Raw genomic sequence first — 19,838 nt, 5'->3', positions numbered from 1 at the left:
CACCTCAGGGTAATTCGTCAGTTACGAAGGGATTATCAAATTTTCTCACAGTCTCCAGCACCTCGTCCCTGATGTACTCACACCTGTGGTTGTTCAGCAGGCAGTTTCTGACGTATGTCCCCGAAAAATTGCTCGCTTCGTGCGGACAGACACTCTTGCTGATGATTCCGCACCTGTCGCAGCAGTGAAACTCCTTGAAGAAGAGCGGTTTTATCTTAAGGTCATCGTGTTCCATCAGCTTCTCGTGGGCCTCGTATGGTCTGTAATAGCTGCCAACACCTGCGTGGTCCCTTCCCACAATAAAGTGGGTGCATCCGAAGTTCTGTCTGACAATGGCATGCAGCACCGCCTCCTTTGGACCGGCGTATCTCATCTCCGTTTTCCAGATTCCCAGGAAGGTTTTGTCCTTTCTGTAGTAGCTGTCGATGAGAGTCCTGTACGCTTCGATGATGACCTCATCTCTGAAGTCTCCGGGCTTCTTCTTCCCGATAACCGGATTTATGAACAGCCCTGCCTCCTTGCCGGTGTATGCCTCAACCGCCATTACTGCGGTCTTCTGCACGTATTCGTGGCCTATGTGGGGTGCGTTTCTCGTCTGGAACGCAACCACATAATCCCATTTCTTGAAAATCTCTCTTGTAACTTCGGGAGGGAAGAAATACTCGCTGAATCTGTTATCTGCGGTTTCAATGAACCAGACCTTACCTCCTGCAAGTTTGTCCCCGAATGACTTGATCCTCCTCACTCCGGGATGTTCGACGTCGGTAGTTTTGAAGACCTGCCTTGCGTACTCCTCCTTATCGTAGCTGTAAACGTCTTCAACCTCTATGACGCCGACAATCGTATCTCCAAACTTCAGGGCATAACTCTCTCCTTCCCTGACATTGGCGTCAAGCACTATCGGTATCGTCCAGGAAAGCCCGTTTTCAAGCCTACCTTCCCACAAAACCGATTCGAAATCGTTTGAGCATAAAAACCCTTCAAGGGGGCTGTAAATACCATAACCTATGTTTTCGACATCCAGTGCCCGCACTCGGTCTATGCTCACGCTTTCCAGCTCTTTCGCCTCTTCCTTCAGCCTTTCGTCGGCAATCCTCTTTACAAGCCTGCCCCCATGCGGCTCAATCATTTTCTCACCTGGATTTCCATCTCATCGATTTTCCTTCCTTCAAACAGGATCTGGAATATCATGCTTTTGCCCTCATCTTTAACAAGCATCTCGTAGCGCTGATCGCCTATGTGAGGGGGAAGTCTGAGCCTGATCGCCTCGGCCGGACACTCCTTTATGCAGGCACAGCAGTGCCAGCATTTTTCCGGATATGCGAGGCAGGGGAATTCGTCGAAGCCAATAGCAAGTGTGGGACAGATCTTCTCGCATTTCCTGCATTTTATGCATTTCTCGAGATCGAAGACAATCATGTGTAATCCCTCCTGAAAGCAATTTCTCCATTCTCGAATCTGGATACGAGGAGGTAGTTTGAGTCACTCCATTCGGGAAAATCGCTCCTCATCTGGAACGGCGGCATTCTCGTCTCTCTTCTTTCGATCATGTGGTGGAGCATCGTCTTTGCCGTCACAAGCCTGTCGAAGGTTTCTAAGCATCTGACCACATCCCCTCCAAACTTCAACGTCAGAAGTCTGTTCACCTCTGCGAGAGCGATTCTTGCTGATTGTTCGTTGTACATGTAATACCTGGAAAGACCGCCCGCATAATGCTCCAGAACGAACTTCATTCTCTCCTCTGCATCCTTCCAGCTGTAATCTCCAAATTCGGGAATCTTCTCCTCTGGTTTGAAGTCATTCGCCCTTTTTATTCTGGATGCAGTTCTTGCGGCTATTATTCCCTCAGCCAGAGCCCCTCCCACGTGTTTCAGAGGAACCCCACCGGCAGCATCTCCGGCGGCGAGCAGGTATTTGATTGAGGTCATCCTGTCCTGGTTAATCCATATTCCTGCAACCGAGTGTGAGCCCGAGATGTAGGGTTCACAGGGCATGACCTCGAGGAGCCTTTCCTTCAGGTCTATACCTCTGGCGTTTATGAACAGGTAGAACAGGGGCCAGGCGTTGAGGTACAGCTTGAGAAGCTTTTCCTTCTGTTCGTCCGTTATCTCTGAGGTGTCGATGTATACCGGAAACCTGCCTTCGGCGTATTCTCTTACTGGTCCGAAAGCCCTGAGGGCTATTGGCGATCCCTCACCGCCATATTCAGCAAACTTCTCCTTCATGAATTCCTGCCCTTCTGAATTTTTGAGGGAAGCTCTGAAGCCAACAGCCGTAACACCTATGGGGCTGTTCACGTCCTTTATTCTTGGCGGAATGAATCTGAACTCGAAACCCTCTATTTCCGCCCCGGCCCTTATTGCCAGGGAATATCCGGTTCCGGCGTTTGAAGGGGGATACCATGGAACAGTGTAATTCATGTACAGTCCGCTTGCACCTCCGGTTGCTATCAGCACGGATTTTGCTCTCACGAAGAACGTCTCATCGTTCTTGAAATCATAGACGTAAACTCCTGCAACCTCTCCATTCTCAACGGCAAGCTCAAATGGATATGCCCTTTCGATTATGTTCTCCGTGCTGTCCCTGGCTATATCTGCAAGGATTGGCTTTATGTGCTCTCCGTAAATTCTCATCCCGAATCTTCCCTGCCTTTCATGGAGAACGGGCAGACCGTATTTTTCAAGAATCTCCACGGCGTAGGGGGTCTCTTTGATTAGGCTCAGGGCGAGGTCTCTCCTTGCAAGACCCATTCCCTGGTGTTTCACGAACTCGTAATAATCTTCCGGCCTTTCACCCTCGTGGAGATAGGAATATATCGCATTGACACCCGGGGCGAGGCACCCGCTCCTCCTTGTGCTGGCCTTTTCTATTATGAGGCTCTCTATTCCGTTTTTCTTTGCCTCATAACTCGCCATGCAGCCTGCCGTTCCACCCCCTATTATCGCAAGCTCTGTGTTGATTATTTCCATATCTTTATCCTCCAGTGATCACCCTCTTTTTCGGATTCCACCTGATATCCTCTTTTTTTGAGAACGATGGGCAGATCTCTGGCCGATGGAGGATTGTCCGTGATGATCTCAAGTCTCGCATCTCCGATTTTTTTCAGGGCAAGCTCCGTGTAGATCTGCGGGAACGGGCATGCATTGCCCCTGACGTCAAGCTCAAAAACTCCGTCTTCAATCTGTTTCAGTTTCAGTTCCATTTTTTATCCCCTCCAGCAGTTTTTCAAATTCCTCGAACAGCTTATCTCCATACAGTCCTTCAGCATGAACCTTTGCCATTTTCAGCCCGGCGAAATCTCCACCATAGAGCAGGTCGTAACCTTGGACGATGCCCTCATCCGTTTTGACCAGCCTCCCAACAAGGCCAATTTCGCCGACGTGGTGGCATCCGCACGCATTTCTGCATCCGGAAACGTGTATTCTTACGTCCTTAACTCCTTTCCTCTCACATATTTCGATCAGCTTTTTGAGAACATCCTTTGCATGCGGCTCATTCGTTCTTCCGCAGAAGTTGGATGCACAGCCGATTGAGGAATAGTACATGGTTCCCTCTTTAATATCAAAAACCCTTGAAAGGTCTTCTTTCAGCTTTTCGACGTCATTAACATCGACGAAGGTTACGTTCTGTTCCGGTGTGAGTCTAACCTCACCATTACCATGCTTGTCTGCCATGTCTGCAATGAAAACAAGCTTTTCGGCATCGAGAACGCCCCCAACGAGGGGCAGCGTGTAGTAGTAAAGACCGTTGACCTGCTCTCCTGATCCGTTGTGGTCGGAGGGCGCGGGCGTGGACACCTCCACCCTCTCGAATTCACCCGTTATGCTCTCGATTTCATCCCTCAGCCTCTCGATGCCCCACTGATTCACGAGGTTTTTGAATCTCGCCTTGACCTTGCTCTCCCTGCTTGAGTTATCCCTGTGTATCTCGACCACGGTCTTCACGAAGTCGAATGCTTTCTTCTCTGGCACGAATATTCCGAGGCTCTTTGCAAGGTTCGGTCCGGGCTGGCTTGCACCAATGCTCCCTCCGACGAAGGGAACGAATCCGTACTCTCCGTCATACTCCATCCCGAACATTCCCAGGTCGTTGATTCCCAGTCTGACGCAGTCTCCACCGCATCCGGTAAAGGCTATTTTGAATTTTCTCGGCAGGTCGAGGAATTCTGGATTTCCTGTGAAATACTCTGTCAGCCTTATGGCATGTTTTGAAACGTCAAAATCGGTTATCTTCCCGCTCAGCGGACAGGACACTATGTTTCTGACGTCTCCGAAGCATGCACCGCTGAAACCCTGACCGCACATGTCTGTATAGTATCCCATTTCGTACAGGTTTTCGAAGATTTCCAGTGCCTTCTCCGGCTCTATCCAGTGAAGCTGAATGCTCTGCCTGTCCGTAACCTCTGCATACCCTCTCCCATATTTTTCCGAAAGCGCTGCTATCTTTCTCAGCTTTTCAGACTCCACCTGACCGGCGGGAATCTTGATCCTCAGAAAATGAGCGGAACCACTGCCATTGTCCCTGCCGAGCGAGTATTTTCCCACAAATTTTGAAATGTCTCCAATATCTATCGAAATCTCCATACTGCATCATCTCCTCATATGTGCATGTTTAAAGCAGGTGATATGTTTTTTAAATCTTGACTTTTTCGTTAAATATTAATATCTGAACTTAAATTTAACGGTGTTAAAGGTGATCCAAAAATGCTGGAGATAGTGGGATTTGCGGTGGGGCTGCTCGTGGGGCTGACAGGGATAGGAGGAGGAGCGCTCATGACCCCACTCCTAATACTTTTCGGAATATCTCCAAAGATTGCTGTTGGGACGGACCTCGCATACGCTTTCTCTGTCAAGTCCTTTTCGGCCGCTGTTCACAAGAGGGGCGATAATTTCGACTTCAGACTTTTCAGATTCACCGCCGTTCCGGGCGTTTTCGGGATTATCGCTGGGCATATATTCTTCACCAGAGGTCTGATAGATGAGGGGATGATAACAATCACCCTCGCTGCTGTTCTTCTCGTCTCCTCTATTCTGATGCTTTACACCAGTAAAACCAGCAGAATTAAAACAGAGTGCTTTATATGTGACAAATACTGTGAGAGCTTTCACGATAACAGCATGAAGGTTTACTTTCTGATTCCTGTGGGATTCCTGGTCGGGTTGCTGGTTCAGATAACGTCCGTTGGGGGTGGCACTCTGCTCACATTCGCAGTACTCAACCTGACGAACCTCAAGCCCAACCGGGTTGTTGGGACGGATTTGGCCACATCGACGCTGTTTTCCGCAGTTGCTCTGATTTCGCACGGTTCCCTTGGAAACGTGGATCTTGGTCTTGCGACACAGCTGATTCCGGCGGGGCTGGTGGGGTCACTCCTCGGGTATTATCTGTCGAAGAGGTGCTCCCCCGGATTTCTGAGAATGGCAATAACTGCAAGCATCGGGTTTGCGTCTCTTGTGATAATAGCGAGCAAAATTTAAATAACTAAACACCGTTAAGGAGAGGGATGGAGCTGTCGAGATATCACCCGAACAACCTGAAGAGGATCTCTGAGGGGATGATAAACATACATCCCATCCAGAGAGGCGGAATCTTGACGGAGGAAGCAAAGAAAATACTTTTAAGCTGGTCAGATGGTTACTCTGTCTGTGACGTCTGTCTCGAAGGCAGGGTCGATCTCATAAAGAATCCTCCGATAAATCAGCTCAAACAGGATGTTGCCGAATTCCTCGGAATGGATACTGCCAGGTTTACTGCGGGGGCGAGACACGCAAAATTCGTTATAATGTCTGCCTTCAAGGGAGGCACCCTTGTCCTCGACTCACTCGCCCACTACACGTCTTACATTGCGGCTGAACTGAATGATATGAAAATATATGAGGTCCCCAATTCGGGCTATCCTGATTTTAAAATAAATCCTGAAGGTTATGCTCAGACCTTTGAAAGGGTGAAGGAGGAAACGGGCAGCTATCCCGATATAGCTCTCCTGACTCATGTTGATTACAGATACGGCAATCTGGTCGATGCAGAGAAGGTGGGCAAGATCTGCGAGGAATACGAAATACCGCTCGTTCTGAACACAGCATACACCTCTGGTCTCATGGAGATAAACGGAAAGAAGCTGAAAGCGAGCTTTATAGTTGGTAGCGGTCACAAAAGCTGGGCGGCCACCGCCCCAATTGGCATTCTTGCCACCAACTACGAGCTTGCCGACCGAGCTTTTCAGACGTCAAAGGTCAGGGGAGAGTGGAGCGGCAGAGCATTCACAAAGAAGGAGCTGTCCATGTTTGGATGCTCACCGGTTTACGGACTGCCCGTCATAACGCTGATGGCCTCATTCCCGAAGGTGGTCGAGAGGGTTAAGCGCTGGGATGAGGAGGTCGAGAAGGCGAGGTGGTTCGTGAAGGAGATGGAAAAAATCGAGGGGCTTCAGCTCATAGGCGAGAGGCCCAAGAATCACACGCTTATGCATTTCGAGTCTCCTGCGTTCCACAGCATAGCAAAAAGCCACAAGAAGAAGGGCTACTTCCTGTATCATGAACTGAAGAAGAGGGGCGTCTTTGGTGTGCAGGCGGGCATGACCAAAAACTTCAAGGTAAACACCTACGGGCTTTCATGGGAGGAACTTGAGAGGGTTGCAAATGCTTTTAAGGACATAGCCGAAAAATACGGGGTGGAGGTGGAGGATTGAACTTCAGAGATTACTTCGAAATTCCGCTCAATCCCGTGGCAGTCATATTTAAAAAGGAGGAAATGGATGCTGAGGGCGAATACCGGTTCTGTGAGGCAGTAAGAATCGTAGCGGAGCGTGGAGAGAGGATTGTTATCAATGAATTCAATCTGATGTGTGCAGGAGCGCTGGTCTCTCTCGGCTTTGTCACCGAATTGGCTGAGGAGGGCGAAACGAGGAGTATAGTGCTTGAGCCGTACAGGGGTCAGGAATGTGATGTGGTGCTTGTTGTGGCTACCCCTGACAGAATAATGAGAATCTCCTCTTACTACAAGAACCTGTTCGATGAGGAGCTTAGGGCGCAGTTCGCTGGAGAAACTGCGGTTTGTGGAGAAGCGACTGCAAGAGTGAGGGATACAGGCGAGCCGAACATATCCTTCCTCTGCCCTGGAGCGAGAGAGATTGGAAATTACAGGAGGGAAGAGGTAGTCCTGGGGTTCCCGAAGGACGTGTTCGTCAGAATCGAAACTGCGATAAGAAAACAGGAAGTCAGGGCGCTGTGCGGATGTCTGATGGACGATCTGCCCAAGGATCTCATTGAAAGGTTTGAGCAGATGGGATTCGACAAGTCAACCGACCACTTCTTCGGCTTTGTCAACGGCAAGAGCGTGAAGCTGTATATCTTCAAGGGAGAAAAGAACACGCTTGGAATATACACATCAGTCAAGTTCAAAAGCGAGGAAGAGGCTGAGAGGGTTGCAGAGAGCTACACCGGAGAGTATGTCCTCATGCCGAGGGAAAACTGGATCGAGATCATGAAGGTGTCTGACATTGACGTCTTTCAGGAATACAGGAAACCGGACTTTGAGAAAAGGTTAAACTCAGAGATTGAAAAAATAGTCGAGGAAGCGAGGAGGATAAAGGGGTTGAAGGCAAGAGCATGAGGGTGTATGTTGTACATTACTCGGAAATTGCATTGAAGGGAAAGAACAGGAGTTATTTTGAGAGGAAGTTAGTCGGCAACCTCAGAAGGAAGCTCGGTGATGGCGGCATAAAAATCAGGAGAGAATACGGGAGAATAGTGATCGATTCTGGAGATGAAAGGATCGAAAACGTGCTTAGGAAAACACCTGGAGTTAAGTACTCTGCACTTGCAGAGATGGTTGAGCCTGATATTGGCCTGATTGCCGAAAAGGCGATAGAGTTTGCCCCCGACTCAGGTACGTTCAGGGTTGAGACGAAGCGAAGCTACAAGGAGTTCCCCATGAACTCAATGGAAGTGAACAGGCTGATTGGCGAAAGGATACTCAGGGTGAAGAAAAATCTGAAGGTTGATCTCAAAAATCCGGAAAACACGGTTTACATTGAAATCTCGAAAGACCACGCTTACATTTATTCCGGGAGGATTGAGGGTGTTGGCGGTCTGCCAGCAGGTGTTTCGGGCAAGGTTGTTGCTCTGATTTCTGGAGGCATCGACAGCCCCGTATCAGCATTCATGGCGATGAAGAGGGGAGCCGAAGTTGTGGCTGTGCACTTCTTTAATTCCACGATTCATTCTCCTTCCGTCAGGAAGAAGATTCACGATCTTGTCGGAAAGCTTTCAGAGTATCACAGGATAAAGCTCTACATGGTTCCATTTGTGCAGATTCAGAGGGAAATCATAGCGAAGATACCCGCAGATTACAGAATGGTGGTTTATAGAAGAAGCATGATGAGGATGGCATCGATGATTGCTGAAAGGGAAAACGCCAAGGCAATTTTCACTGGAGACAATCTCGGACAGGTCGCATCCCAGACACTCGACAACATGAGAACGATTTACGAGGCGGCACAGTATCCTGTTCTCACACCCCTCATCGGACTTGATAAGGATGAGATAATCGAGGTTGCGAGGAAAATAGGCACATACGAAATCTCCATTCTCCCTTACGAGGACTGCTGTTCTCTGCTCGTGTCGAGGCATCCCGCTACCAAAACAACCCCTGAGGACGTCATGCGGTTCGAAAGTTTCTGCAACCTTCAGGAAGAGGATGCCGTTGAAAACGCTGAGGTTTACGAATACGGTTTTTAATCCTCTGTAACTCCAGCGAAACCAATATATAAATTAACATTGTTAATTTCGTGATGAAAGAGAAATCTGTGGACTGCATTGGTATGTTCTGTCCCATGCCTCTTTTCCTTACAAGAAAGGCGATAGAAGAGGTCGATGTGGGGGATGTTATCGAGGTTCATGCCGACGACCCCTCCGCCAGGAAGGACATTCCCGAGTGGGCTGAGAGGGCCGGACATAAAGTTTTAAGTGTTGAGGAAGATGATGGTATATTCATAATCAGAATTCAGAGAGGTGTCTGAAAAATGCCGTATATGGATTATGTGGCCGGTTCTCCGGTTGATGAACGTGTAATCGAGGAGATGCTGAAGTATTTCGGGCATCCCGGAAACCCGTCATCAATTCATTCGAAGGGTCTTGAGGCGAGACAGATTGTTGAGGATGCGAGAGCCAAGGTGGCCGGGCTTGTAAATGCGGACAGTTCTGAAATAATCTTTACGAGCGGGGCAACCGAGTCCAACAACCTCGCAGTGATAGGGTATGCGATGAGGAACAGAAACAAGGGCAGGCACATTGTGGTGAGCGCAGTTGAACACATCTCAATAATCAATTCTGCCAAGTTTCTGATGAAAAACGGATTCGAAGTGGACTTCGCACCGGTTGACAGCTATGGGAAGGTCAAGCTTGATGAGCTTGAGAATCTTATCAGAGATGACACGATTCTGGTTTCAATTCAGCATGCCAATCCCGAAATAGGAACGATCCAGGACATTGAGAGAATCAGAGAGATTTTCGACTGTGCGTTTCATGTGGATGCCACGGCGAGCCTCGGAAAGATAGAGGTGGATGTTGAAAAACTTGGCGTGGATATGCTAACGCTCTCCTCAAACGATATCTACGGCCCGAGAGGCGTTGGGGCGCTGTACATTCGCAAGGGTGTCAGGGTGAACCCCGTCATACTGGGTGGCGGGCAGGAGAGAGGTCTCAGAGGTGGAACGGAGAACGTGGCGGGCATAGCTGGTTTTGGAAAAGCTGCTGAGATTGCGAGTGAGGAATGGAAGGCAGAATCTGAGAGACTTCAGAAAATGAGAGACAGGCTCATCGAGGGAATGCTGAAGATTGAGGACACGTATCTCAACGGACATCCCGTTGATAGGCTCCCGAACAACGCCAGTTTCAGATTCAGCTACATAGAGGGTGAATCGATACTTCTCAGCATTGATATGGAGGATATTCAGGCATCCACAGGCTCAGCATGCACCTCAAAGACCCTGCAGCCCTCTCATGTCCTTATGGCGATAGGTCTCAAGCATGAGGAGGCACACGGAAGTGTCGTTTTCAGTCTCGGAAGGTGGAGCAGGGAAGAGGACGTGGATTTTGTTCTTGAAAAACTCCCACCTGTCATCGAGAGGTTGAGGATGATGTCTCCTCTTTACATGAAGAGGAAGAAAGGGGGTGATTAGACTTGTATAGTGAAAAGGTCCTTGAGCATTTCAGGAACCCGAGGAACGTTGGCGTTATCGAGGATGCTGATGGTGTTGGAACCGTCGGCAACCCTGTCTGCGGGGATTTGATGACCATGTACATCAAGGTCGAGGATGACAGGATAGTTGACATAAAATTCCAGACGTTCGGTTGTGGTGCGGCAATAGCAACCAGCAGCATGGCAACAGAACTTGCGAAGGGAAAAACGCTTGAGGAGGCATTGCAGATTACCAAGCAGACCGTTGCTGAAGCGCTCGGAGGTTTACCTCCTCAGAAAATGCACTGCTCAAATCTCGCTGCAGATGCGCTGAAAAGGGCCATTGCGGACTATCTGAAAAAGAATGGAAGAGAAGAAGACCTGAAAAGACTCGGTCTTGACAACCTTCCCGATGAGGATGAACACGACGACCACGGGGAACTCTGTCCGATGTAAACTTCAAGTTCCATCGGGCGTTAAATTTAATTATTTTTGATTTCAATTTACTCTATGCCAAAGCTGTTTTCTGAAGAGTGGGTAAAGGAGTACATGAGATTGCTGAACGAAAGTGAGGAATATGAGCAGGCTGCGAAGGACTGGGAAGGGGATTTTCTTTTTGTGGTGGAGCCGGACGAGGGGCTGACCGAGCCGATGTACATTTACCTCGACCTCTACCATGGCAAGGCCAGAGATGGGTACATGGTAAAGGACCCCTCCCAGGTGAATGCGGCGTTCGAGTTCAGGGGGAAGTATTCAAACTGGAAGAAGCTTTTAAACGGTGAGATTGACCCCATAAAAGGGCTTGTAACCGGCAAGTTCAAGCTCAGGGGGAATATGGCAAAGGTCATGAGGTATGCCAAGGCCGCGAAGGCACTGGTAGAGGTGGCTCAGAAGGTCGAAACAGAGCTGCCGGAGTAGATATCATGTGGAATTTCCTATCTCCAAAAATCGTCTTCGGAGAGGACTCTGTCGAATTTCTCGAAAGGTTGCAGGGTAGGAAAGTGGTTCTGATCTCGGACGAAATCGTTGGCGAAAAATTTTCAAAAATTCTGGAAAGGTATGTTGATTTTGCCGGAAGGATTTATCTTCCTGCGAGAGAGCCATACAGAGAGGACGCAGAGGATGTGGCTGAGAAGCTCAGAGAAACCGAGCCGGATTTCATCGTTGCCCTCGGTGGTGGAAGTGTTCTTGACGTTGCAAAGGCAGCGAGGATTCTTGCGGAGCTTGACATACCTCCCGAGGAGATAACTCCCTTCACCGATCTCGGGGAGATGGGGTATTCCGGCAAGGTGAAGCTGGTTGCGATACCCACCACAAGCGGAACGGGCAGTGAGGTTACCTGGGCAATAGTTCTGAAGGACAGGGGCGAGAGAAGAAAGATCGTCATGGCCAATGAGAAGGCGATGCCCGACGTTGCCCTGGTTGACCCCATCTTCGTTTACGAAATGCCGGAAAGCATCGCAATTTTGTCGGGTTTTGATGCTCTGAGTCATGCGGTTGAGGCCTACCTGTCAGCCTTCAGCAATCCCTTCAGCGACTCTCTCGCTGTGAGGGCTGTAAGGCTTATCGCCGAAAGCTTTGAACAATCTGCTGAAGGCGACAGGAAGGCGAGGGAGAACATGCACCTGGCCGCCACGATTGCAGGCCTGGCTTTCAGCAACTCACAGGTCGGAGTGGTGCACGCCCTCGCCCATGCCACCGGAGCGGTTCTGAACATGCCCCACGGGATTGCGGTTGCGGTATATCTGAAACCGGTTCTCGAATATTATGCTGAGAGGGGGATTGAGAGAGTTAATGGGCTTTCGCATGAGGCGGGGATGGACGTCATGGCCATGATGCATAAGCTGTATTCGAGATTCGGCGTGAAGAGTTATTATGATTCTTCAGAAATCAGGAAAAACAGTGAGGGAATAGTGAAAAGGGCGATGGAGGATAGCTGCATAGTTACCGGACCATTTGTGCCTGATGAGGATGAGCTTTTCGAGATTATCGGAAAGGTGGTTGGATGATGTATGCGGGAAAGCTTTTGAGAATCAATCTCAATAGCGGCGATGTTAAAACCTTCAGGCCCGGAAAGGACCTCTACAGGGAGTTTCTCGGTGGCGGCGGTCTGGCTGTGAACCTGCATCTCGACATGGAGTCATACAGCGCTGACCCACTTGGCCCTGAGAACCCGTTGATTCTCATGACCGGTCCGCTCACCGCCTCTGCTCCATCGTGTTCAAGACTGCAGTTCACGGCAAGGTCTCCGCTGACCCTCGGGTGGGGCGAGAGCAGTACTGGCGGAAGAATTGCAACATACATCAAGAGGGCAGGATGGGATGGTCTGATCATTGAGGGAAAGAGCAACAGGCCTGTTTACATAACTGTCAGCTCTGAGGGGGCTGAAATCAGGGATGCAGACCACCTCTGGGGGAAAACGACTTTCGAAACTCAGGATGAGATAAGAAAAGACGTGGGAGAAGTGTCAACGGCAGTGATCGGCCCGGCTGGAGAGAATCTGGTGAGATATGCATGTGTCCTGGTCGACAACTCGAGAGCGGCCGGGAGAACCGGAATGGGGGCGGTTATGGGCAGCAAAAATCTTAAGGGTATTGCGGTGCTGAAGGAAGATGAGTTCACTCCGGAACCCGAGAACCCGGAAGCTTACAGAGATTCCGTAAAACAGCTTGCCGACAGGATAAAGGAGAACTTCACGGCAAACATGCTCAAGGAAGTGGGCACGGGAGGTTACGTTGAGTCTGCAGAAATGTTCGGTGATCTGCCCGTCAGGTACTTCACCTCCGGAGTTTTCGGTAAAGCCGAGAGCATCTCCGCAAACTATCTGGTGGAGAAGTACCTCAAGAAACACGACGGGTGCATGGGTTGTGCAATAAGGTGCGGCAAGGTTCTCGAGTACAATGGAGGGGAATATCATCTGCCGGAATACGAAACCCTCGCATCTTTCGGTTCCCTGCTGATGATTGATTCTGGAGAGAAGCTGATTGAGATGAATCACGCTGCCAACGCTCTTGGCATTGATACGATTTCTGCTGGAGTTACCATCGGCATGGCGATGTATCTCACTGAAAACAACCTTGCCGACTTTGGAGTGAGGTTCGGTGATGCTGAAGGGGCCTTCAGCCTTCTCCATGACATAGCGTTCAAAAGGGGAAACGGCAACCTCCTTGCAGAGGGTACGATGAGGGTTGAGCAGAAGCTTGGCCTTAACGGAATTGCGGCCCACGTCAGGGGTCTTGAGATTCCAATGCATGATCCGAGGGCGTTTTTCAGTCTTGCGGTGGCCTACGCAACAAACAACAGAGGGGCATGTCACCTGCCTCACCAGATGTACAACGTCGAGATGGGCCTGAAGATAAAAGAATACGGTATTGAGAGCGAGGACAGATTCGAAAACAGGGGCAAGGGGATCATAACTGCCAGAATGCAGAACTTCACGGAGATCTTCAACTCCCTTGTGATGTGTGCATTCGTCCCTGCGAAACCGTCCCACATAGCTTCCCTTCTCACTCACGGACTTGGGGTGGATTACCCGGTGGACAGGATTTACGAAATCGGGGAGAAGACCTTCCTGGCGAAGAGGAGATTCAACGAGCTTGCCGGTCGGGGCAGGGATCATGACAGACTTCCCGAAATAATCCTGCAGCCTGTGGATGGTGGGAGCGAGGGCAACGTCCCTGACATTGAATATCAGCTGAAGGAATATTACGATTTCAGGGGCTGGAACTGACCCCTCTTATTTTTCAGGGTCTGAAGAACGACCGGCACCGATATGAGCAGGGAAAAGAGTATGTATGGTGATTCGAAACCAATGTAGCCGCTCATCATGCCGGCGATCAGCGGACCAGCGGTCAGTCCTGCGGTTATGACTGACGAGAGGATGCTCATTGACATTGCATAGCTCAGGCCGCTCCTTTCGGCTATGGTAACGGTGGCTGAGGTGTAAACAAGCGCCACGATAAATCCCTGAATGAACCTGACACCGAGAAAAACGTAGATGTTCGGAATCAGGATCAGAAGGGAAGTTACCGAGATCAGGAGAGATGAAATTGTGTATGCCTTCAAACCACCGTGTCTGTCAGCCAGATATCCGGCATAGGTGTTTGAGAGGGTTCTGGTGATGAGATAGATGCTGAAAGACAGTCCGAATTCCAGTGGAGTGATGTTCAGTCTTTCGAGGAACGAGTTTTCAAGAGGGACTATGGAAGACATGAGCGCAACGACGAACATGAGGGACACGAGGATGGGGTAGATCTCCCTGCTAACATCTCTAAAACCGCTCTTTTTCTTTTTCATCTCCGATATTTCAGGCTCATCCACCAGCATGAATACACCTATGGAGGATACCAGAACGAATAAGGCTGAGATGTAAAAGACAATGTTCAGGTTGAAGCTTATGAGAATTCCCGCCATGATGGGTGAAACCGAAAACCCCAAGTCGGTGAAGGTGTTGTAGATACCGAAGCTCTGCCCCTTCTTTTTTCCAGCAAGAGAAATGACGAGCGTGAGGCTGGATACCATGAGAAAGCTTTCAATAATTCCAAGCACAACCCTGAGGAAAAGAAGTTCCTCAACAGTCCTTATGGATGTGTAGAAGAGAATGAGGATTGCCGTGAGCAGCAGAGAGAGTGAAAGAAATTTCTTCGGTCTTGCTGATCTTTCAATCACCTTTCCTGCCAGAGGCTGTACGAGAGTTGCCACAAGGCCCCAGATGGATATGACTATGCCTGAGACAAGGTCTATTGGGAGCTGGCTGGTTGCGAGTGACGAAATCAGGATTGGCAGTGCAAAATAGGCCATACCACTCCCCACTGAATCCGCAAATCTTGCGATCGACACTGTCAGTATTCTGCGCTCCACTCCGGCAGAAAATACGGGTCGGAATATAAAAAAAGTGTGAAAAATTTTAACACATATCCGCATTTTGTCTCACGTTGAACCTCAGGCGAAATAATGTATTTATTCCGATTTTTTAGACAGACCATGTGAAGCTTGCAGATGGTGTTCACCTCATTGAGGGTCGGAATGGGGGCCGGTTTCCCTACTGCAACTGTCTGCTTGTCGATAGCCTTCTGATCGATTCAAGCTGCGGAGAGGACAGGCTTGAGGCCATTCTTGGCAAATTCGACAGGCTTGTTCTCACCCACACCCATCCCGACCACGCATCCGGGGCATGGCTTGCTGAAAAGTACGGGAAAAGGGTTTACACTCCGCATCCGGCCACAACGGTGGAGGAACTTGCCAGAAGGTTCGCTCCTGAAGTTGCGGATGAGTGGATTGATTTTGCAAAAAACATGGCCGGCCTGAGGGACTTCAGCGGTGCTCTGTATGATGAAGGCCACGATTTCAGCACGAAAGACCACGAAGTTGAGCTGATAAAGACTGAAGGACACACGGTGGACATGCACCTGTTCCTGATTGATGGCAGAATTCTGTTCTCGGCAGACATAGACCTGACACCATTTGGCCCCTGGTATGGAAACCCTGAGAGCGATCCGGAGCTGTTCAGGAGGAGCATCGAGTCTCTTTTTGACTACGATTTCACGGTAATCGTCCCGTCCCACCGTAAACCTGTCAGGGGCAGGGAGAGCATAGAAACCCTCCTGATGGAATTTCTTGAGCATTTCGACAGAAGGGAAGAGGTAATCTCAGAACTTCTGGGCAGGGGTTACAGCATTGACATGATTGTCGAACACTCTCCCATTTACGGTGGTAAGAAACCGGCCTGGAAAAACATCCTCAACTACTTCGAGAGGAACATGGTCATCAAGCATGTGAAAAAATTGGAGGGCAGAGATTAACGGGCAAACTCTTCGAAAGCCGACAGGGCGAGATCAACTTCCTCTCTGCTTATTGTCAGTGGCGGGATTACTCTGACATCCTTATCGGATGTTGCGTTTACAAGCACACCCCTGCTCATGGCGAACTGGGAAAATTCCTTCGCATCGCTTACGGTCAGACCCACCATCAGTCCGAATCCCCTCACATCCTGAACGAAGTCAAGACCCTCAAGCCCCTTCATGAACAGCTCCCCCATTTTTCTGGAATTCTCCAGGAGGTTGTTCTGTTCAATGTACTCTATGGTTGCGAGTGAAGCCGAGCATGCGAGCGGATTCCCGCCGAATGTTGACCCGTGATCCCCCTTCTGGATTCCGGAATGCACCTCCTCGCTTACGGCAACCGCCCCGATGGGGAACCCGTTGCCCATGGCCTTTGCGAGGGTCATGATGTCTGGCCTGAAGCCGTAGATGTCCTTGGCAAACCACTCCCCGGTTCTGCCAAAACCGGTCTGCACCTCGTCGAAGATTACGAGGAAGCCATGTTCCTCTTTAAGCTCAAACAGCCTTTTTATGAATTCTTTTCTTGCGGGATAAACTCCCGCCTCGCCCTGAACCGGCTCCAGGATGACCGCCGCGGTTTCTCCATCCACCACATTTTCCAGACTTTCGGTCGAGTTGAATTCTGCAAAGCTTACCGGCTCTATCAGAGGCATGAACGGCTCCCTGAACTTTTCCTTCCATGTTACTGACAGCGCACCCATGCTTCTGCCGTGGAAGTCGCCCGTGAACGAGACAAACTTCCTTCTGCCCGTGACCCTTCTGGCTATTTTTAAGGCAGCCTCAACACTCTCGGTTCCTGAATTCGTGAAAAAGAATCTGTCCATTCCGCTTATCTCCACAAGTTTTTCCGCAAGCTCGATCTGGGGCTTTGTGTAAAACAGGTTTGAAACGTGGATGAGCTTTTCAGCCTGCTCTCTTATCCTTTCAATCACGTATTCGTTGGAATGGCCGACCGAAACGCAGGCAATTCCGGCTATGAGGTCAAGGTACTTTCGTCCGTGTTCATCGAAAATCCAGCATCCCTTCGCTCTCTCGATTACGATGGGATATCTGTTGAAAAACTGGATGAATACCTTCCTTTCCCTTTCGATAATCTCACTCATACTCGATCGTGGCGGGTGGTTTTGGAGTTATGTCATACACAACTCTAACAACCTCGGGGATCTCTTCGGTTATCCTTCTCATGATCTTTCTGAGAATCTCGTAATCGAGCCTGAGGGGTTCTGCCGTCATGGCATCCCTGCTCTCAACCGCTCTTATGGAGACTATATAGCCGTAAACTCTCTCATCGCCCTTGACACCTGTGGCTCTTCCTATGACTGCTGCGAACGCCTGCCACTTTGGAATGTCCTTAAGCTCCTCCTCGACAATTCTGTTCGCCTTTCTGACTACTTCAACCTTTTCCGGAGTAACCTCTCCGAGCACTCTCACGGCCAGCCCCGGTCCGGGGAATGGCATCCTCTCCGAGATCTCTTCCGGCAGTCCGATGTACCTCGCCACCTCTCTGACCTCATCCTTGTACAGCTCTCTCAGAGGCTCGATGACACCCTTGAACGTGTAGTGTGTGGGGAAACCGCCGACATTGTGATGGCTCTTTATACCGCCCTGACTTTCTATTATGTCCGGATATATAGTCCCCTGAATGAGGTAGTCGGCCTTTTCCTCCTCCGCAACCTTCTCAAATACCCTGACAAAAAGCTCTCCTATAACCTTCCTCTTTTCCTCAGGATCAACAACGCCTTTCAGGGCACTGAAGAACTCTTCTCTCGCATCCACGAATTTGAGATTCATGTACCCAAAAATTTCCTTCACCCTCTCTGGTTCGCCAGCTCTCATAAGCCCCGTATCAACAAAAACGGGTATCAGCTTATCTCCAATGGCTCTGTATGCCAGAACAGCGCAAACGGAACTGTCAACACCTCCCGATAACGCTATGATTGCCTTTCCGTCACCAACCTGTTCCTTAATCTCCTGAATTGCTTTTTCCACAAATCTTTCAGCTTTAACCATTCATTTCCCTCCTGTATTCCAGCGCAGCCTTAACAAACCCGACAAATGGTGGTGATGGGGCAAATGGCTTGGCCTTGAACTCCGGATGGAACTGGGTAGCGAGGAAGAATCTTTTTTCCGGAATCTCCAGAATTTCCATCCTCCTTCCACCATCTGAATACCCGGAAAAAACAAGCCCGTTTTTCTCAAGCTCGCCTATGTATTCCGGATTGACCTCATACCTGTGCCTGTGCCTCTCCAGGATTTTTTCGGTCTGATAGAGGCTGTAGGCAATCGTATTCTCTTTGAGAGTTATTTCTATGTCCCCCAGCCTCATCGTCCCTCCAAGTTCGTCGATCTCCTTCTGCTCCGGTAGCAGGTCTATAACCGGGTGGGGTGTGTTTTCATCAAACTCCGTGCTGTTCGCCCCATCATACCCGAGAACGTTTCTGGTGAATTCTATGACGGATAGCTGAAATCCGAGACAGATGCCGAGGAAGGGTATGTTGTTCTCTCTGGCGTATTTGATTGCCATTATCTTGCCCTCAACACCCCTTGAACCGAATCCACCCGGTACAAGTATTCCGTCCGCCTCTATCTCGATCTCCCCAAAATCCTCAAAGTCCTCGCTGTCGATCCACAGATAGCTTACCTTCGTTCCGCTGTAAACACCGGCTATCTTGAGGGCCTCTCTTATGCTTATGTATGCATCTCTAACATCCATGTATTTGCCGACAATGGCGATTGTGACGTTTTCACCTGCGTTTTTAAGCTTTGAAACGAACTCTTCCCACCTTTCCTCGCTTTTGGCCCGATCCAGCCTAAGTTTTTCGGCAATGTATCTGTCGAGCTTTTCCTGTTTGAAAAGCAGTGGAACCTCATAAATGTCGTCTGCGTTTTTCGCGCTTATTACAGCTTCAACGGGAACATCACAGAAGAGCGAAATTTTTCTCTTTGTGCTTTCAGTAAGCTCCTCCTCACACCTCCCTACGATGACATCGGGATGCAGTCCAAGGCTCCTCAGCTCCTTCACGCTGTGCTGTGTTGGTTTGGTTTTCTGCTCACCACCGCTGTCGAGTGGAACGAGGGTTACATGGACGAGCAGAAAATCCTCCTCTTTCTCTTCGTTGTGCATCTGTCTTATTGCTTCAAGAAACGGCATGCTCTCGATATCTCCAACCGTTCCACCAACCTCGATGAGACAGATATCTGCGTTTTTCTCTTCTGCAACACTCCTTATCCATCGCTTGATCTCGTCGGTAACGTGGGGTATGATCTGAACGGTCTGACCGAGATATTCGCCCTTTCTCTCTTTCTCAATAACGTTCCGGTATATCTTTCCTGTCGTGATGTTGTGCTTTCCGGTGAGCTCCATACCTATGAATCTCTCATAGTGTCCGAGGTCGAGATCGACTTCTGTCCCATCCTTGAGCACGTAAACCTCGCCGTGCTGGAACGGGTTCATGGTTCCGGCGTCGATGTTTATGTACGGGTCAATTTTTATTGGCACGACCCTGTAACCCATGTCCACGAGAATTCTGCCTATGCTCGCTGCTGTGATACCCTTTCCGAGACCGCTCATCACTCCTCCAGTAACAACTATGAACTTCATACCGTCTCCCTCAGTTCCGGTGGAAGCATATTTGGTATTCCATCCTCAATCGGATATTCAGCCCCACAGGACTTGCAGATCAATCGTCCCCAGAGTATTTCTCCCTCGTTCTCCTCCTCAACTTCCACGTCAAGATCTCCTTTGCAAACAGGGCATGCGAGAATTTCAAGAAGTTTCCTCCTCATAACGCTCCACCTCTCACACCGCAAAATATTAAG

21 protein-coding genes are annotated in these 19,838 nt (G+C 49.6%); 11 read left to right on the top strand and 10 right to left on the bottom strand.

Annotated features, from left to right (window positions below):
• Positions 1-4: 4 nt before the first annotated feature.
• Genes GACE_RS05380 through GACE_RS05360 form a run of 5 tightly spaced genes read right to left on the bottom strand, consistent with a single transcriptional unit; the run spans position 5 to position 4,583 of the window.
• Positions 5-1,129, bottom strand: a complete 1,125-nt coding sequence (locus GACE_RS05380; RefSeq protein WP_048091820.1) for a sulfate adenylyltransferase — start codon at positions 1,127-1,129, stop codon at positions 5-7.
• Positions 1,126-1,419, bottom strand: coding sequence for a 4Fe-4S binding protein (locus GACE_RS05375; protein ID WP_048091819.1), 294 nt, complete (start codon positions 1,417-1,419; stop codon positions 1,126-1,128). The genes GACE_RS05380 and GACE_RS05375 overlap by 4 nt, the downstream gene beginning before the upstream one ends.
• Positions 1,416-2,969, bottom strand: a complete 1,554-nt coding sequence (locus GACE_RS05370; protein ID WP_048091816.1) for an FAD-binding protein — start codon at positions 2,967-2,969, stop codon at positions 1,416-1,418. Before GACE_RS05370 ends, GACE_RS05375 begins: the two co-directional genes overlap by 4 nt.
• On the bottom strand, positions 2,960-3,202 hold the full coding sequence (locus GACE_RS05365; RefSeq protein WP_048091814.1) for a sulfurtransferase TusA family protein: 243 nt from the start codon (positions 3,200-3,202) through the stop codon (positions 2,960-2,962). Before GACE_RS05365 ends, GACE_RS05370 begins: the two co-directional genes overlap by 10 nt.
• Complete coding sequence (locus GACE_RS05360) at positions 3,177-4,583, bottom strand: nitrite/sulfite reductase (RefSeq protein WP_048091812.1); 1,407 nt, start codon at positions 4,581-4,583, stop codon at positions 3,177-3,179. Before GACE_RS05360 ends, GACE_RS05365 begins: the two co-directional genes overlap by 26 nt.
• Before the next feature lie 120 nt (positions 4,584-4,703).
• On the opposite strand from GACE_RS05360, the gene GACE_RS05355 reads away from it, so the two are divergent.
• From GACE_RS05355 to GACE_RS05310, 10 genes are read left to right on the top strand one after another with little or no spacing between them, the layout of a single operon-like run.
• On the top strand, positions 4,704-5,477 hold the full coding sequence (locus tag GACE_RS05355; RefSeq protein ID WP_052400230.1) for a sulfite exporter TauE/SafE family protein: 774 nt from the start codon (positions 4,704-4,706) through the stop codon (positions 5,475-5,477).
• Positions 5,478-5,503: 26 nt separating this feature from the next.
• Positions 5,504-6,688 (top strand): O-phospho-L-seryl-tRNA:Cys-tRNA synthase, encoded by a 1,185-nt coding sequence (gene pscS / locus GACE_RS05350; protein WP_048091811.1) that lies wholly within the window; start codon positions 5,504-5,506, stop codon positions 6,686-6,688.
• Entirely contained in the window at positions 6,685-7,611 is a 927-nt protein-coding gene (locus GACE_RS05345) for a DUF169 domain-containing protein (protein WP_048091810.1), read from the top strand. The genes pscS and GACE_RS05345 overlap by 4 nt, the downstream gene beginning before the upstream one ends.
• Positions 7,608-8,738, top strand: coding sequence for a tRNA uracil 4-sulfurtransferase ThiI (gene thiI, locus GACE_RS05340; protein ID WP_048091809.1), 1,131 nt, complete (start codon positions 7,608-7,610; stop codon positions 8,736-8,738). Before GACE_RS05345 ends, thiI begins: the two co-directional genes overlap by 4 nt.
• A gap of 53 nt (positions 8,739-8,791) precedes the next feature.
• A complete protein-coding gene (locus GACE_RS11540) occupies positions 8,792-9,019 on the top strand; it encodes a sulfurtransferase TusA family protein (protein ID WP_048091807.1) in 228 nt (75 codons plus the stop codon).
• 3 nt (positions 9,020-9,022) lie between these two features.
• Positions 9,023-10,180 (top strand): aminotransferase class V-fold PLP-dependent enzyme, encoded by a 1,158-nt coding sequence (locus GACE_RS05330; RefSeq protein WP_048091806.1) that lies wholly within the window; start codon positions 9,023-9,025, stop codon positions 10,178-10,180.
• A 2-nt stretch (positions 10,181-10,182) separates the two neighbouring features.
• Positions 10,183-10,635 (top strand): Fe-S cluster assembly scaffold protein NifU, encoded by a 453-nt coding sequence (gene nifU / locus GACE_RS05325; protein ID WP_048091805.1) that lies wholly within the window; start codon positions 10,183-10,185, stop codon positions 10,633-10,635.
• Positions 10,636-10,689: 54 nt separating this feature from the next.
• A complete protein-coding gene (locus GACE_RS05320; RefSeq protein ID WP_048091803.1) occupies positions 10,690-11,097 on the top strand; it encodes an SCP2 sterol-binding domain-containing protein in 408 nt (135 codons plus the stop codon).
• Positions 11,098-11,102: 5 nt separating this feature from the next.
• On the top strand, positions 11,103-12,188 hold the full coding sequence (locus GACE_RS05315) for an iron-containing alcohol dehydrogenase (RefSeq protein ID WP_048091799.1): 1,086 nt from the start codon (positions 11,103-11,105) through the stop codon (positions 12,186-12,188).
• Complete coding sequence (locus GACE_RS05310) at positions 12,185-13,909, top strand: aldehyde ferredoxin oxidoreductase family protein (RefSeq protein ID WP_318249308.1); 1,725 nt, start codon at positions 12,185-12,187, stop codon at positions 13,907-13,909. The genes GACE_RS05315 and GACE_RS05310 overlap by 4 nt, the downstream gene beginning before the upstream one ends.
• On the opposite strand, the gene GACE_RS05305 is transcribed toward GACE_RS05310, so the two are convergent.
• Positions 13,885-15,039: an MFS transporter gene (locus GACE_RS05305; protein WP_048091797.1), complete on the bottom strand. Its 1,155-nt coding sequence runs from the start codon at positions 15,037-15,039 to the stop codon at positions 13,885-13,887. The genes GACE_RS05310 and GACE_RS05305 overlap by 25 nt on opposite strands.
• Positions 15,040-15,164: 125 nt before the next feature.
• Here GACE_RS05305 and GACE_RS05300 point away from each other — a divergent pair, with 125 nt between their 5' ends.
• Complete coding sequence (locus tag GACE_RS05300) at positions 15,165-15,980, top strand: MBL fold metallo-hydrolase (protein ID WP_048091796.1); 816 nt, start codon at positions 15,165-15,167, stop codon at positions 15,978-15,980.
• Here the strand turns inward: GACE_RS05300 and GACE_RS05295 are convergent.
• From GACE_RS05295 to GACE_RS05280, 4 genes are read right to left on the bottom strand one after another with little or no spacing between them, the layout of a single operon-like run.
• Entirely contained in the window at positions 15,977-17,122 is a 1,146-nt protein-coding gene (locus GACE_RS05295; RefSeq protein ID WP_048091794.1) for an aspartate aminotransferase family protein, read from the bottom strand. The two genes, GACE_RS05300 and GACE_RS05295, sit on opposite strands and share 4 nt — an antisense overlap.
• Positions 17,115-18,029 (bottom strand): glutamine-hydrolyzing GMP synthase, encoded by a 915-nt coding sequence (gene guaA / locus GACE_RS05290; RefSeq protein WP_048091792.1) that lies wholly within the window; start codon positions 18,027-18,029, stop codon positions 17,115-17,117. The genes GACE_RS05295 and guaA overlap by 8 nt, the downstream gene beginning before the upstream one ends.
• The gene (pyrG, locus tag GACE_RS05285; protein ID WP_048091789.1) at positions 18,022-19,620 is read right to left on the bottom strand and encodes a glutamine hydrolyzing CTP synthase; all 1,599 of its coding nucleotides are present in this window, start codon (positions 19,618-19,620) and stop codon (positions 18,022-18,024) included. The genes guaA and pyrG overlap by 8 nt, the downstream gene beginning before the upstream one ends.
• A complete protein-coding gene (locus GACE_RS05280) occupies positions 19,617-19,805 on the bottom strand; it encodes a methytransferase partner Trm112 (RefSeq protein ID WP_048091787.1) in 189 nt (62 codons plus the stop codon). Before GACE_RS05280 ends, pyrG begins: the two co-directional genes overlap by 4 nt.
• Between the last annotated feature and the right edge of the window lie 33 nt (positions 19,806-19,838).

The sequence above is a fragment of the Geoglobus acetivorans genome, assembly GCF_000789255.1.
GTDB classification, from domain to species: Archaea; Halobacteriota; Archaeoglobi; order Archaeoglobales; family Archaeoglobaceae; genus Geoglobus; species Geoglobus acetivorans_B.
This window is presented reverse-complemented; position numbering and strand designations above follow the sequence as displayed.